Raw genomic sequence first — 13,900 nt, forward strand, 5'->3', positions numbered from 1 at the left:
GGGGTTATCGCATCTCGTCCCAGGGGACGACCTCCCAGTCCTCGGCGAGGAGGTCCGGGGTCGAAGCGTTCCAGCCAGGCTGGTGGCGCCCGTTCGCGGTGAAGAGGACCACGCAGGGCTCGTACTTGCCCTGGTCCTCGTAGGTGACCCGCCCCTTGGCGTCGGCGCGGGGCATGGTGCGGTAGAGGTGATCCTCCAGGTAGAGGTGCATCCCTTGCCCGTTCCAGCCGGCGCGGCGCACCCAGCGGGCATCCCGCATGGCGGAGACCGCTTCTCCGATATTCGGTCATTCGTCATTCGAGGTTGATGGACGAGAGGCGGGCTTGAAGCCCGCTTCGTCGTTCGGGGTTGATGGCCGTCCAAACAACAGACAGGTAACCGCGTGAGGCGGCTCGGCTGGTAGCTCGTCAGGCGGGATGAACGCTTTCAGCCTGTTGAGGTCGGCCACCAAGTCATTCCAATCATCGCGGCTAACGGTGAGCGGAAGCCAATCGTGATAAGCAGTGTTGTCCACGAGCGCCCAAGCGGAGCGAACGACCGCGAGAACAGCGCTATAGCCCTCTAAGTTGTGTTTCATTTAACGCGCACCCTTCCGGCCGGGCCCAGACTGGTGCCGATCTGGGCTGCTGTGAGCCCCGATCAACCCCGAATGACGAAGAACCCGATATTCATGGTGCTCTCCTGTTAGGTGGCGAACTGCACTCCGCCGCCCGCCCCGCCGCTGCCGCTGCCGCTGAAAGCCTTCACCGCGCTCCCGCCAATATCCACAAACATGGACAGGGGGCTCGGGGCCGTGGGCACCGGCATGGACTGGATGCGGGACTGGGCCCGGTTGGTGGCCGCGTCGTTCTGGGTCTGGAGCTGCGCCGCCGTGTTCATCCAGTTGGTCTCCATGACGGAGCGGTTCTGGGCGGTGTTGCGGTGGATGTCGGCGATGAGGTTCCCGACAGACAGACCCCCGACGCCGGCCGAGGCCGCCGCAACGGAGACCTGGCTTTCCTTCTGGGCTTGCTCAATGGCAGCCACATGGTCCTTCTGTCGGAACGCCTGCTCCTCTTGCATCTGCCGGACCGCGATCTGGCGCTGGTCATCCCGGTTGGCCGCAAGAGCGTTCTGGTAGTTCTGGTTGTACTGCTTAACGTCCTTCTCGTACTGCTGCTGCTTGGCAGCGAAGCCGACGACAGCGGACGCCGCAGACATGGCCAGCCCGAGGATGGGCAGGGCCGCTACGCACATTCGGAGGCTCTCCTCTCAAAGTGGATGAAGGGGGCGCCCAGGCCCATGAGCTGCCGGTCGCCGGTCCGCTCGAACCCGAGGCGCTCCATCCAGTGGTGATGGAGGGTGTTTCCCTCGTAGGCCCAGGCCTCCAGGAGCGGGAAGCGGGCGTGCAGCTCCCCGAGGCCGGCCCAGAAGTGGCGCTGGACGCGGCGGACGTGCCGCTGCCCAAGGTTGGTCCCGATGAGCCAGGCGCGGCCGACACCGGGCCGCTCGGGGATCGGGGTGGCGCCCCAGATGCAGAGGGGGCGGTCCATGAAGGGCCGCAGAAGCCACATCGTTCTGACGTGCCCTTCGCCCAGTTCGATGGCCTCGCGGAGGGTCCGGCGGAGCGGACGGCCGGCGGCCAGAGCCCACTCCACGCGATCGTCCCGCCGCACATCCCGGTTTACCCAGTAGGTGTCGTCCGGGTGGGCGGGGCGCACCTCGAACTCCATCATCGCCCCCCAGCCCCCGTCTTGGCCCGGAGGACCGCATCGTACCGCCAGTCCGCCGTCTGCCAGCGCGAGGGCAGCCACGAGTCGTTGATGAGGCGGACCTGAACGGACTCGTGCGGCGCGTCGAGGGTGGCCTTGAGGGTCCCCTTGGCGAGGCTCGGGGGCGCCCCAACCGGAGCGTCGGAAGTGCCCACCGAGATGGGGTGCAGCTCGTAGCGGGCCAGCTCGCGGCCGGCCCCCCGGTCCACCTCGACGCGCGAGTACCCGGTGTCAGCGTAGCGGAGGTTGAACTCTCGAAGGGTGATGCTGTCGGTGGGCACCACGCCCTCCTCGGTGCGGAGGTAGAAGGTGCTCTCCAGCCGCTCCGAGACGATCCGGTTGCCGGCGTAGAACGGGGTGGTGCTCCAGTCGCCCTTGAGGATGAACCCGCGGCCCGTCTCGGGAAGCTCGGTGGTCCTCCCCACGATGATGGCCTCCCGCCCCCGAGGCCGAGCCGCCGAGCTGGCCCGACTGACGAACAGCCAGCCGATGGCCTGGAGGTCGGACACGGCGTAGGGCAGCCGCACGGTGGTCGTGTCGGCATCCGCATCGTAGACCACCGAGCACGCCGCCTCGGTGACGCGGAGGTCCAAACGGGTCCGGTAGCCGGAGCCCGCCTCGTCGTCCACCGCGCGGGCGCTCAAGGGCAGCTTGAGGAACGCCACGCCGGACTGGAGCTGGACCAGGAGTAGGAGGTCGAGGCGGTAGACGGCGGCCCAGAGGATGCCCACCACGGGGAAGCGCCACTGGTTCCAAGCCGATTGGACCACCGTCCGATCCTGGACCAGGTAGTTGTAGACGAAGAGGTCGCCGGGGGCGCCACCGGAGCGCACGAAGAGGAACTGCCCGGTGTCGCTCGGGGACAGCCGCTTGATGCCGGCCGGGATGTACTCGGAGATGTGCGCCGTGACATCCGTGTCTCCGACGGGGCGCCCCTGGTTGAACAGGAGGTTCCGCACCGTGGCGTAGGCGTTGGGTTCCGTGGCGAAGTAGAGGCTCGCCCCCACCCGCGCGAAGTTAGCCTTCTCGGCGAACTCGTAGGCGGTCGTGAGGCTGGCCTCGACGGTGTCCTGGCGGAACGGGTCGTTGCCCGATGCCACCCGGAACTGGGCGCCTTGGGCCCACAGCAGGAGGCTCTCGTCCACCTGGGCGACATCCCGCATGAGGGCGACCTGTTCGGAGGCCGTGAGGGTGATGTCGATCGGCGCGTCCGCGAGGAGGGTCTGAACGGTGTCGGGGAAGAAGGTGAAGGGGTTCCTCGCCTTCGAGAAGATGACGGACCCCTCCGTGAGGAACGCCAGGCGGCCCTTGTGGAAGAACATCCGCTCGATCGGCTTCCCGACGAAGCTTGGGTCCTTCGCCGTGTCCTCCCCATCCCCCGCGATCCGGGTGGACCACACCTGGGGCCGGACCTCGAACAGCCCGGGGCCCGTGTTGATGAGGGCGTGGGGCATGGTGTCGGGGTCGAGCACGTAGGGGATGTTGGGCGCCGCCCGCTCCTGCCAGTAGGAGGCCGCCGCGCCGCCAGCCACGTACTCCACGAAGTAGTCCGCGGTGTTGTCCTGCGAGCTGGGCTTGGCCTTGACCTTCAGGAGGAACCCCTGGAATCCGCCCCGGGGCAGCTCGGTGAAGGACCGGACGGTATCCTTGAAGCACAGCAGGTAGGTGTCCCCGGCGCTGTCCGAGGTGTCCATCGTGAAGTTCCGGCCGTCGTTCCGCCAGATGCGGAGGAGGTTGCCGTTGATCGCGATGGAGAAGCCCAGCTCGGGGAGCGTCGGGGCGGCCCCGGCATCCTGAGAGGTCTCCGCGCGGAGACTGCCCGTCCCAGGGTTACCGTCGTAGACCCCGCCCACCGCCTCGCCGGAGACCGTCCCGCCGGGCACGGAGCCGGACATGGCGCGGTAGAAGATGGCGGCGAGGTAGTTGGTGGCGATATACGGGGCGTTGGCCGAGGTGGAGTTGTCCGGGGTCTGGTAGAGCCAGCGGTAGGTGACGCCGTTCCACAGGATGGAGATGGCGTAGGTCATCGAGTAGCCGCCGGCCTTGAAGAAGACCAGGGCCTCCCGGGGGCGGGACAGGGTGCGGTCCGCGGTGAAGCCGGGGCGGACAGTCTTGTTGGCGATGAAGGTGTAGTCGTCCACCGTCTGAGCGGTGAAAGCGTACTCGGCCACCTCGTCGCTGTCGAAGTAGGCCGGCGGCGCTCCCGCGGGGTAGGTGACGACGCACGGTTGGCCTGTCGCCAAGTCGAAGACCGTCACGCCCCCTTCCGCCCGCCGACGGCAGACCACCAGGTAGTGCTCCTGGCGGCCCCGGATCAGCTCGTAGCAGTAGGCGTTTCGGAGGTCCAAGCCGGCGTGGTAGCGGACCACCTCGGCCCCATTGCGGGCCACTGCGCCGTCCTTGGGCGAGTTCACGCAGTCATACTGAAGCTCGCACTGGCTGTCCCGGCGCTGCTGGGGCGACTGTTGGGAGACGCCCTGGACCAGGTTGGGGACGGTCTTGGAGGTAATCGCCATGTCAGACGATCCTCCGTTGGCCGCGCCTGAAGCTGGCGAAGTGCGGGCTGGTGCTGGACAGGTCCGCCGATCGGGCGTCCTGGTCGAACTGGAGGAGCGCCGCCCAGGCGTCCTGCTCCACCTGGCTGGTGAACTTGTAGGTGGCGCTGTCGGGTAGGCGGCTCACCCCGAACTTCCGCCCCGAGGACGCCATCACGTACCAGCGGAAGGGCTGGGGGGTCTCCTCGAACTCCAGCGCCGAGGTGAGGTCCACGTAGACCGGCCCGGTGAACTGGTAGGTGTGCCGCCCCCGGTCGTAGAGCCGCTGGCCCCGCCAGGTGAAATCTGCGGGGTAGCTCCGGGGGTTGATGGTGGCCGACAGGGCGTTGGCCGGGAGGTTGATGAAGCCGAAGACATCCGGCTCCAGGAGCAGCTCCTCGTCCGTGTTGAAGTGCCAGCCCCGGCTCTGGGCCTCGGCGTTGGTGTCCGAGAGCATCTGGAGGGCTGCCTGGGCGGGCTCCGTCATGTTCTCCGTCTGCAAGCTCATCACGCCCGCCTGGCCGATGGCCTGGAGCATCTGGTTGACGGCTTGCAGCAGCGTGGTGCCGTTCGCGGCGGTGAGGCCGGACGGTTCGATACCTGAGGACATCGTTGGGGTTCTCCTTGCGGCTGGGCAGCGGGAGGCGACAGCCCACGCGAAAGGAGAGACCCCCAGGATTGCTCCCGGGGGTCCCTTGGCGTCAGGCCGAGATGGGCGTGCGGCCCGAGATTGCGGATTCCGAAGGAAGCCGGCCACCTCTTCCGAGACGAAGCCGGCCAGCGTTCCGATTTGATGCCGGCCACCTTTCCGAGATGAAGCCGGCCAGTCTGTAGCCGAAATCGGCGGCGGTTTTCCCATGGGTCAGCAACCGCGGCAATCCTGTCCTCGACGACGAGGAGAGCGGAATGCCGGCCAGGAGAGAGCTGACCATGCGACAGATCAGACAGATGCTGCGGCTCGCCCACGACGGTGTGAGTTCGCGCGAGATCGGACGAACACTGGGCATTGCCCGCTCCACCGTGCAGGACAACCTCGCCCGGGCGAGCGCCGCCGGCGTGACTTGGCCGCTTGGCCCCGAGGTCAGCGACGCGATGCTGGAGCAGCGCCTGTTCGCCCGAGCCGGAGTGAAGCCGGGACTGCGTAGGCTGCCCGAACCGGACTGGCCGTCGCTGGTGCGGGAGATGCGCCGGCCCGGGGTCAACCTGATGGTGCTGTGGGAGGAGTACCGGGAGGCTCATCCGGAGGGCTACGGCTACTCTCGCTTCTGTGACCTCTACCGCGAGTTCGAGGGCCGTCTCACGCCGGTGATGCGCCAGCACCACGCGGCCGGTGACAAGATCTTCGTCGACTACTCCGGCAAGAAGATCGGGATCGTCGATCCTGCCACGGGCGTCGTACGCGAGGCCGAGATCTTCGTGGCGGTGCTCGGCGCGTCGAGCCTGACCTACGCCGAGGCAACCTGGACCCAGGCGCTGCCCGACTGGATCGGCGCCCACGTTCGCCTGTTCCGCTTCCTTGGCGGCGTTCCCCGCCTCGTCGTGCCCGACAACCTCAAGAGCGGGGTGCACAAGGCCTCGTTCTATGACCCGGAGATCAACCGCTCCTACGGCATGATGGCTGACCACTACGGTATCGGGATCCTGCCGGCGCGGCCCCGCAAGCCACGCGACAAGGCCAAAGTGGAAGCTGGCGTCCGCTTTGCCCAGAGCTACATCCTGGGACGGCTGCGCCGGCAGACGTTCTTCTCACTGGCCGAATGTAACGCCGCAATTGCCGAGATGGTGGAGCGCATCAACGCTCATCTCATGCGCCGGCTCGGGACCACGCGTCGCGCCCTGTTCGAGGCGATCGAGCGGGCAACTCTGCGTCCGCTGCCGGAGGAGGACTACATCTTCGCCGAGTGGCGGCTGGCCCGGGTCAACCTCGACTACCACGTCGAGGCGGGCGGGTTCCTGTACTCGGTGCCCCATGCCCTGATCCGCGAGCAGGTCGACGTCCGCCTCACGACGCACACGGTCGAGGTGTTCCACCGCGGTCAGCGCGTCGCCGCTCACGAACGTCGTTACGGCGGCCGGCGCCACGGGACCGATCCCGCGCACATGCCCAGCGCGCATCGGCGCTACGCCGAGTGGAGCCCCGAGCGCTTCCGGCGCTGGGCGCGCAGCATCGGACCGGAGACCGAAGGGCTGGTCATCGCCGTCCTCCATGATCGGCCGCATCCCGAACAGGGCTTCCGCACCTGCCTCGGCATCCTGCGCCTCTATCGCGGGCTCGCCCCTGGCCGGGCGGAGGCCGCTTCGGCTCGGGCCGTGGCCATCGGGGCGCTCACCTACGCGAGCATTGCCTCGATCCTGGCCAACGGTCTGGAACGCGCCGCAGCGCCTCCCGAGCCAGCCCCGGTGCTGCTCCATCCCAACCTGCGCGGCCCGCGCTACTTCCAGTGACGGAGACGATGATGCTGACCCATCCCACTCTCGATCTCCTGCACGACCTCGGCCTGAGCGGCATGGCGGCGGGGTTCAAGACGCTCGAGGCCAACCCGGAGGCCCGTGCGCTCGACCACGCCGAGTGGCTCGGTTTGCTGCTCGAGCACGAGGCGACGGCGCGCCGCCAGAAGCGCTTCGAGACCCGCGCCCGTGCGGCCCGCCTGCGTCACCCCGCAAGCATCGAGGACGTCGACTACCGCAGCCATCGCGGCCTGGATCGGGCCCTGTTCCTCAGGCTCGCCACCGGCGACTGGATCCGAACCCGGCGCAACCTCATCATCACCGGCCCGTGCGGCCTCGGCAAAAGCTGGCTGGCTTGCGCGCTCGGGCACAAGGCCTGCCGGGACGACTTCTCGGTCCTGTACTACCGGGTCCCGCGCCTGTTTGCGGCGCTCGGCCTTGCCCGTGGCGACGGCCGCTACGGCCGGCTGCTGCGTCAGATCGCCAAGGTGAACCTGCTGATCCTCGACGATTGGGGACCCGAGCCGCTCCTGCCCGAGCAAGCCCGCGACCTCCTGGAGATCGTCGAGGATCGCTACGACGCCGGCTCGACCTTGATCACCAGCCAGGTGCCGGTGGACCGCTGGTACGAGATCATCGGCATCCCGACGCTGGCTGACGCCGTTCTCGACCGGCTCGTCCACAACGCTCATCGCATCGAGCTGGCCGGCGAGAGCCTGCGCAAGCGCAAGGCTGCCGAGCCCGCCGCTTGACCCGTTGACCCAACCTCGTGATCTTCCTCTCTGACCCGTGGGAGCACCCCGTCACCGGCCGCCTTCAGATCGGGCCGGTGGCCGGCTTCGCTTTGGAGTGATGGCCGGCATCAGATCGGAACACCCGGCCGGCTTCGTCGGAATACGCACCGAGATGGCGTCGGTGCGCAGCTCGATGCTGCACTCGTTGCGCAGCGTGCCGTGGCCGTTGAGCATGGACGCGATGATGAGCGTGCCCAGGCGGTCCTTCTGGTCCACCATGTTCATCCGCAGGCCGCGGCGCTCCAGGGTGCCGACCGCCATGCGGTTCGAGATGTGGCCGACCGTGGTCGAGAAGTTGCCCCGGTACTTGGTGTTGCCGGTGGTGATGTTGACGTTCGGGATGTGGTTGGTGCCGTTCGGCTGGATGCCGCCCAGCGGGCCCACGGTGCCCTGCGCCCGGTTGGCCGAGCCGGTCGAGACCGGGCCGCCTTCGATGCCGGTGTAGCGGGCGAGGAGGAGGACCTGCTGGTGGGGCAGCATCGACTTCCAGGGCTCGCCGGACATGTCGTTCTGCCGGGCGTAGAGGCTGGCGGCGTAGTGGGCCTCCTCCAGCTTCGCGGCGTTGGTCTTCAGGTCCGCCGCCCAGTAGTAGCCCGGGACCGGGAGGTTGCCGGCGTCCTGGTGGATGCTGGCGCCGCGGCTCGCCAGGATGTGCATGATAGCGATGCGCTTGTCCGTGATGGACCCGAGCGACTGGCCGAGCTGGTTGGCGTAGGGCTCCTGGATGGAATAGTGGAGCATCAGCTCATCGATCTCGGCGATGAAGACCGAGTCCACGATCATCTTGTCCAGCGAGATGGCGACCTCGTCGTGGTCGATCTTGCCGCCGAGGATCAGCTCGCCCGGCTCGTGCTCCTGCCCGTCGCGCTTCCGGCCGATCACGGGGAAGGTGTCCGCCTTGCCCTGGGTGATCTGCTTGGTCCAGCGCATCGAGTCGTAGTTCATGACCTCGTCGCAGGCCTTGAGCACCATGCCGCCGAACTCGGTGAGGAAGGTGGTCCGGTCGTTGGTGTCGTTCGTGCCCTTGGCGCCGGGGCGGGAGCGGGAGTCGGTGTAGACGCTCATTGGTTCTCCTTGGTGCCCTGCCCGCAGGCGAGGGACTTGTAGGCGGCGTTGTTGGCCTTGACCTGGCGGATGGTCTCGGCGGTGTCTTTGTCAGACCAGGCGATGGGCTTCAGGGTCTTGCAGACCACCGCCTGGTAACTGGGCGGGCTACTGCGGGTCGGGCCGCTTGAACCCGTCGTCCTCATGCAGCCGATCGGGAGAAGCATCGCGAAGCACGCTGCGCTCGCGAGCTTGGTTGGCCTTGTCCACGACATGGTAGGCCTCCTCCAGGGTGGGCGGGGACTTGGCCGGGGGCTTCACCAGGAAGGACGCCGCCGCGGCGGCCACCGACATGATGATGCCCTGGACCACCGGGTTGTTGAGGGCCGAGAGGTCGAACCCCCAGATGGCCGCGAGGGCCACCAGGGCCGCGAGGCCCGAGGAGATGGCCTGCTTGACCTGGAAGGAGAGGACGGCGCCGCCCATCAGACGAGCCCCTGCCGGCGAGCCTTGGCCCGCAGGTTGTCCCGCTTGGCCTCGGCCGCACGGATGGCCGCCTTGTCGCCGGACTTCTTGGCCGCATGGACCTCGTCCAGGACGCCGCGCCAGGCCTGACCGTAGGCCGCCTGGGTCATCTTCGGGCCGCCCTCGCCGGACCCCGTACGGGAGCTTCCGGTCACGTCACGCTGGGGCGAGCTGGGGCGCCGGCCCCGCGGGGGACCACGCCGGCCGGCCTCGGGGGCCGCCTTGCCGGTGGCCTTGGCGTAGCGGGCCATGAGGGCCTCGGCGGCGTCCTCGAAGTCCGCGCCGCCCTTGGCGAGGAGGGCGTTGTAGCGCTGGCGCTGGGCCTCGCTGTAGCCGCCGTCCTTGGCCCACGCGAGGGCCGCCTCGTAGCCCTCCTTGCCGCCGACCTTGGTGTAGAAGGCCTGGGTGGCCTGGTCGCGGAGGGCGAGCTGCCCTCGCTCGATCTCCTGGACCGCCGCCTTGTCGAGCCCGAGGGTATCCTCCAGGTAGGCGTAGGTGCCGGCGTTGAGGCCCGCCTTGTCCTCGCCCTTCTCGGCGTTCGTGAAGTACTCCGCGGAGAGGACCTGGAGGTTCACCTTGCCGCCGTCGGTGAAGTACTTCTTGTCGTAGGCGGCCTTGGTCTCCTCGTTGTCCGGGTCGTAGTCCGGGAGGTCGCCCTCGGACGGCTCGTCGTCGCCCTCCGGCTTGTCCTCGTCCTCGGGGGTGGTCTCCGGGAGGTCTTCCTCGTCCTCCTGGTCCTCCGGCCCGAGGCCCGACCCGAAGTCCAGCTCCGTGTCGTCGGACTGGACGGTCTGCGGGTTGGCGCCGGTCGGCTTCTCCGTGGCGGTACCGGGGCGGACGATCTCCACCTCGACGGCGCCCGGCTTGGTGTCGCTCATGCGTTACTGTCCTGCTTCTGTTGGGGGTGACTGCCCGCCATCCGCCATGCGGGCGGCGAGCGCTCCGGCGACCGGCCCGGCGGCCTTGCCCATGAGTTCCTGGGCCATGCCCTGCTGCTGGGCCTGGGCCTTGGCCTGGTCGAGTTCCTGCTGGGACGGCACGAGGCCATCCGGCTTGACCGACATTGCGGCGGCGAGGCGGGAGGCGAAGTTGCCGGCCTTGAGGAGACTCGCGGTTGCCTCGTTGCCGAACGTCTCGGCGAGGACCTTCACGAACCCCGTGAGGTTGTTGACCTCGGTGGACTGGCCCATGGCGTCCACGCCGGTGACCACGTTGACATCCACCACGCCCTTGGGGAGCGCGGGGACCTTGCGGTTCTCCTCCTCATGGAGCCGGATGGCCCGCATGATGATCCGCCGCTGGTCGCCGTGGCCGATCTGCGTGTAGAGACCGCCCATGGCCTGGTCGAGTTCGCGGCCGACCCGGGCGACCTCCTCGGCTGTGACGCGCTCGCCTTCACGGCGGGTCGCACTGTCCAGCAGGAAGGCGGCCCCGAGCCGGCGGCCCACAGTGGCCTCGCGGTTGACCACGAAGTTGAAGTCGGCCGTCTTGTCCGAGCGGAAGACCGTCACGTCCTCGGCGGCACCCGAGAGGATGTCGAGGTTGCGGGCCTTCTGGACCTGGCGCACGGAGGTCCGCGAGCCGGGCTTGACGAACGTAAGGGCCCACGAGGCCAGCGCCGTGCCGTCGTTGAGGGCTGACGCCATGACCTCCGCGGAGAAGAGGTCGCCTCGATACTCCTCGCAGTAGGACCGGCCCCAGTTGTCGCCGTAGTTGGCGATGAGCCAGCCCGGCCACATGGGGGCGTCGTCGTAGTCGGTCTCCACCTCGGTGCCGGGGATGAGCTTCCCCTTGCACGTCTCCTGCCAGTAGAGCCAGGAGCGGTCCTCGTCCCCATCATCGTCCGCCTCGCCGGTCTTCAGCTTGCAGACGGAGTAGATGTCGGCCTCGCGGGACCACTCCGGCTTCACGTCCAGCAGCTCGGGGCGGTCCTCGTAGATGGCCTCCTGCACGTCCTTCGGGAGCGTGGTGACGCGGACCTTCTCGTGGTGGATGGTGACCAGCGGGTGCCCGTTCCGGTCCCTGGAGACCACGTAGCAGTCCGAGCGGTGGAACGTGGGGGAGCCCAGCCGGATGTGCTTCCAGAGCGCGTTGCCGGCGATGAGCAGGAGCTTGAGGTACCCCACGTAGGTGGCCTGGAGCGGGGTCGATGCGAACCTGTTGCGGTGCATCAGCTCCAGTTGGGAGAGCGCCAGGAGGGTCTTGGCGTACAGCTCCGGGTCCTGGTCGATGGCCTCTTGCATCGAGGCGACCACCGGCTCCAGCTTCGCGATGGGCTGGCCCGGGGGGAAGGCCATGAAGAGGAGCTTCGAGGCCAGCGTGTTGACGCACTGGGCGCCGAGCGAGTGGTTGTTGCCCGGGAGGTCGTCCCCGGCGCGGTAGCCCTGCGGGGGGAAGACGGAGGGGATGGTCAGCTCGGCCATCCGGCGGGCCATCCAGTTGACGGACTCGCGATAGGTCGAGAGGGCCTCGTAGGCGTCCTTGGCCGGTTCCCCGAGGCTGTACTCGCCCCGGTCCTCCCCCTCCTCCCAGTCCTCGTCTGCGGCTACCCCCTGGCCCGTGGCGGGCAGGAAGTTGTCAGCCACCCGCTACATCCGAAGACCGCTACCACCCGCCCCGACGCCGCCGGAGGTGGTCGAGCGGTCCACCCTCAGGCTCGGGGTGGTGCTGTCGTAGTTCGCCTTGTCCTCGGCCTTGCGCGGGGCCGTGGGGTCGGTCTCCTCGGCCAGCGGGGCCGGGGGCGGGGGAGCCGGCGCGGGGGCCGGTGTGGGCTTGTCGTCGCCACCACCACCGAAGCACATGTCAGAGCATTCCTCTCACGTTGATCCCAGCCGCGTTGGTCCTCCGGTCCACGGAGGTCACGTCAGCCTGGGTGGGTCTGTCAGCCAGCCCGCGGCCGGCCGGGGTGTTGTCCGCCGGGGACGCGACGCTGTCCCGCTGGATGGCCGTGGCGCCGCCCTCAGGGGTCGCGGCGTAGGCCGGCGAGTTGACGTTGTTGGTGGACTTGGAGCCGCCGAAGCACACAGTCAGCCCCCGGTGTCGAGGCCGGCGGCGGCCCGGTCGGCCCAGTATGACTCCTCGCTGCCATCCTCCGCGTCGTCCTCGGCCTCCTTGGCCTGGCGCTCGAAGACGCCCCGGAGGACCTGCACGAGGGCGACCGAGCCGGCGTACAGGAGGTGCTCCTCCAAGGCCTCCGCGCCGAACTGGTAGCAGCGCGGCGGGAAGGTGGCGTCCAGGAAGTCCACCAGGTCCTCCGGGATGTCCGGCCAGACGGTGCCCGTGGCGGCGTCCTGGCGGATGGTCTCCATGACCTCCTGGACGTGGTTCTTGGGCTTGTGCGGGATCATTCGGGGTCCTTCCGGCACCGCCAGGAGGGGGTGCCGCTGTAGGGGCGCAGCTCGCGGTAGTCCGCTGCGAACCGCTCACAGGCGGCCACGGTGGTGAACCGCTGGGTGACGACGGTGGGCCCCCCGGAGCTGTTCCAGTGGACGAGGAGGAGAACGACGGGCAGGCTCATCTCCACCACTCCTTGTCGCCCTGAAGGTACTTCTCGTACATCTCCAGGTACCGCTTGGCCTTGCGGATGTCTTCGAGCCCGTTCTTCGCGTCGTGCCGGAGCACGTACTTGACGACGTTGCCCTGGAAGAAGTTGAGCCCGTTCTCGCAAATGAACGAGATGGGTTCGATCTTGAAGCGGGCATAGTGCTTCGGGAGGTGGACGTTGTCGCCCGGGGCCCCCGCCTGGCGCTTGCACGCCTCGGGGAGTCCGCAGGCCACCTCTCCGTCCCGACAGTACCGGCACCCCGCCACGTAGGGCTTGAAGGGCTTGCCTGTGCCTGCGGGCTGCGGCGGGTTGGCGAGGGAGGCCGCGCAGGCTGCCTCCAGCTCCCCGGCGTCCACCATGCCCATGGCCTCGGCCGCCAGGAGGTTCTCCGTCACGGCCTGCTCCAGGGCGGACATGCGGATCATCTCCTCCTCGGCGGGGGAGGCGTAGAGGGACAGGCCCCCTACGGTGACATAGCGGCGACCGTCACGGCCCCGGGCGTAGTCGGTGACGGGGATGCCCCTGGTGACGTGGGCCCGGTGGACCAGCTCGCGGGGGCACGGGTCGCCGGGACAGACACCCCGGCCGTCCTGGCACGTCAGACAGCCGTGGATCTGGGGCTCGAAGGCATCCTCCCGGCTGTGGCTCTTAGGCTGCAAGGAGCTTCTCCATGCTGTCGATCTCCAGGTACTGGGCGATCTTGAAGGGGGCGAACTCGTCCGACCGGATGTGGAAGGCCTGGGCGTCGAAGTCCTCGGCCGCGCCGTTCCACTGGGTGAACTCGGTGAAGACCCGGCGGATCTGCATGTCGAGGGTGAGCGCCTCGTGCTGGGTCTGGTTGCGGCCCACCGTCTGGTAGGGCCAGTCGCCCCGGGCCAGCAGGAAGTCCACGTTGGTGTAGCGCTCGTAGGCGCCCTCGATGGCGGCCGGGAGCCACTCCTCGTACTCGGGGGTCATGTAGACCATGCCCATCGGGAGGGGGCTGTCGGTGATCGCGAAGTCCACCTGGCCCACCAGGCGGCGGAGCCGACGGTCCTGCTCCCCGAGGATGGCGAGCTGGTTCTCCAGGCTCCCGTAGTTGCGCTCGTAGGTGAGGTCCTTGGCGAACTCCGAGACCAGCTCGACGCGGACACCCCCTTGCTTGAGGAGGTTGAAGAGGCCCGCCGCCACGGTGGACTTGCCGCCGCAGGGGCCGGTCCAGAGGTTGACGACGACGAGTTCGGACGGCCCAGGGCGACGGGTCATGGGTCTCTCTCCTGC

Annotated in this window: 17 protein-coding genes; 2 read left to right on the forward strand and 15 right to left on the reverse strand. The window is 68.5% G+C overall.

Annotation, left to right across the window (positions count from 1 at the left end; genetic code table 11):
- Nucleotides 1–4: 4 nt before the first annotated feature.
- From HPY23_RS28540 to HPY23_RS28560, 5 genes are all read right to left on the reverse strand, one after another.
- Complete coding sequence (locus HPY23_RS28540; protein ID WP_329618765.1) at nucleotides 5–280, reverse strand: Thoeris anti-defense Tad2 family protein; 276 nt, start codon at nucleotides 278–280, stop codon at nucleotides 5–7.
- Between the two features lie 404 nt (nucleotides 281–684).
- Nucleotides 685–1,236, reverse strand: a complete 552-nt coding sequence (locus HPY23_RS28545; protein WP_200601555.1) for a virion core protein, T7 gp14 family — start codon at nucleotides 1,234–1,236, stop codon at nucleotides 685–687.
- Nucleotides 1,227–1,532 (reverse strand): hypothetical protein, encoded by a 306-nt coding sequence (locus tag HPY23_RS28550; protein WP_200601554.1) that lies wholly within the window; start codon nucleotides 1,530–1,532, stop codon nucleotides 1,227–1,229. The genes HPY23_RS28545 and HPY23_RS28550 overlap by 10 nt, the downstream gene beginning before the upstream one ends.
- 179 nt (nucleotides 1,533–1,711) lie before the next feature.
- Nucleotides 1,712–4,267 (reverse strand): phage nozzle protein, encoded by a 2,556-nt coding sequence (locus HPY23_RS28555; RefSeq protein WP_200601553.1) that lies wholly within the window; start codon nucleotides 4,265–4,267, stop codon nucleotides 1,712–1,714.
- A 1-nt stretch (nucleotide 4,268) separates the two neighbouring features.
- Nucleotides 4,269–4,895 (reverse strand): hypothetical protein, encoded by a 627-nt coding sequence (locus HPY23_RS28560; protein WP_200601552.1) that lies wholly within the window; start codon nucleotides 4,893–4,895, stop codon nucleotides 4,269–4,271.
- 296 nt (nucleotides 4,896–5,191) lie between these two features.
- Here HPY23_RS28560 and istA point away from each other — a divergent pair, with 296 nt between their 5' ends.
- Both istA and istB read left to right on the forward strand, forming a co-directional pair.
- On the forward strand, nucleotides 5,192–6,730 hold the full coding sequence (gene istA / locus HPY23_RS28565) for an IS21 family transposase (RefSeq protein ID WP_091891943.1): 1,539 nt from the start codon (nucleotides 5,192–5,194) through the stop codon (nucleotides 6,728–6,730).
- An 11-nt stretch (nucleotides 6,731–6,741) separates the two neighbouring features.
- Nucleotides 6,742–7,485 carry an IS21-like element helper ATPase IstB gene (gene istB, locus HPY23_RS28570; RefSeq protein ID WP_091891940.1) on the forward strand — a complete coding sequence of 248 codons (744 nt, stop codon included), beginning with the start codon at nucleotides 6,742–6,744 and terminating at the stop codon, nucleotides 7,483–7,485.
- Between the two features lie 51 nt (nucleotides 7,486–7,536).
- On the opposite strand, the gene HPY23_RS28575 is transcribed toward istB, so the two are convergent.
- The 10 genes from HPY23_RS28575 to HPY23_RS28615 form a co-directional block, all read right to left on the reverse strand.
- Nucleotides 7,537–8,592, reverse strand: coding sequence for a major capsid protein (locus HPY23_RS28575; RefSeq protein ID WP_200601551.1), 1,056 nt, complete (start codon nucleotides 8,590–8,592; stop codon nucleotides 7,537–7,539).
- Nucleotides 8,589–8,720: a hypothetical protein gene (locus tag HPY23_RS33680; RefSeq protein ID WP_268926646.1), complete on the reverse strand. Its 132-nt coding sequence runs from the start codon at nucleotides 8,718–8,720 to the stop codon at nucleotides 8,589–8,591. Before HPY23_RS33680 ends, HPY23_RS28575 begins: the two co-directional genes overlap by 4 nt.
- Before the next feature lie 19 nt (nucleotides 8,721–8,739).
- Nucleotides 8,740–9,057, reverse strand: a complete 318-nt coding sequence (locus HPY23_RS28580; protein WP_200601550.1) for a hypothetical protein — start codon at nucleotides 9,055–9,057, stop codon at nucleotides 8,740–8,742.
- Nucleotides 9,057–9,974, reverse strand: a complete 918-nt coding sequence (locus tag HPY23_RS28585; protein ID WP_200601549.1) for a hypothetical protein — start codon at nucleotides 9,972–9,974, stop codon at nucleotides 9,057–9,059. Before HPY23_RS28585 ends, HPY23_RS28580 begins: the two co-directional genes overlap by 1 nt.
- Before the next feature lie 3 nt (nucleotides 9,975–9,977).
- Nucleotides 9,978–11,681, reverse strand: coding sequence for a portal protein (locus tag HPY23_RS28590; protein ID WP_200601548.1), 1,704 nt, complete (start codon nucleotides 11,679–11,681; stop codon nucleotides 9,978–9,980).
- Nucleotides 11,682–11,684: 3 nt separating this feature from the next.
- Nucleotides 11,685–11,897 (reverse strand): hypothetical protein, encoded by a 213-nt coding sequence (locus tag HPY23_RS28595; RefSeq protein ID WP_200601547.1) that lies wholly within the window; start codon nucleotides 11,895–11,897, stop codon nucleotides 11,685–11,687.
- A gap of 225 nt (nucleotides 11,898–12,122) precedes the next feature.
- Nucleotides 12,123–12,443, reverse strand: coding sequence for a hypothetical protein (locus tag HPY23_RS28600; protein WP_200601546.1), 321 nt, complete (start codon nucleotides 12,441–12,443; stop codon nucleotides 12,123–12,125).
- Nucleotides 12,440–12,613, reverse strand: a complete 174-nt coding sequence (locus tag HPY23_RS28605; RefSeq protein WP_200601545.1) for a hypothetical protein — start codon at nucleotides 12,611–12,613, stop codon at nucleotides 12,440–12,442. The genes HPY23_RS28600 and HPY23_RS28605 overlap by 4 nt, the downstream gene beginning before the upstream one ends.
- Nucleotides 12,610–13,299: a DUF3310 domain-containing protein gene (locus HPY23_RS28610; RefSeq protein WP_200601544.1), complete on the reverse strand. Its 690-nt coding sequence runs from the start codon at nucleotides 13,297–13,299 to the stop codon at nucleotides 12,610–12,612. Before HPY23_RS28610 ends, HPY23_RS28605 begins: the two co-directional genes overlap by 4 nt.
- Complete coding sequence (locus HPY23_RS28615; protein ID WP_200601543.1) at nucleotides 13,289–13,885, reverse strand: AAA family ATPase; 597 nt, start codon at nucleotides 13,883–13,885, stop codon at nucleotides 13,289–13,291. Before HPY23_RS28615 ends, HPY23_RS28610 begins: the two co-directional genes overlap by 11 nt.
- Nucleotides 13,886–13,900 lie beyond the last annotated feature (15 nt).

The organism is Methylobacterium ajmalii, assembly GCF_016613415.1.
Taxonomy (GTDB): Bacteria; Pseudomonadota; Alphaproteobacteria; order Rhizobiales; family Beijerinckiaceae; genus Methylobacterium; species Methylobacterium ajmalii.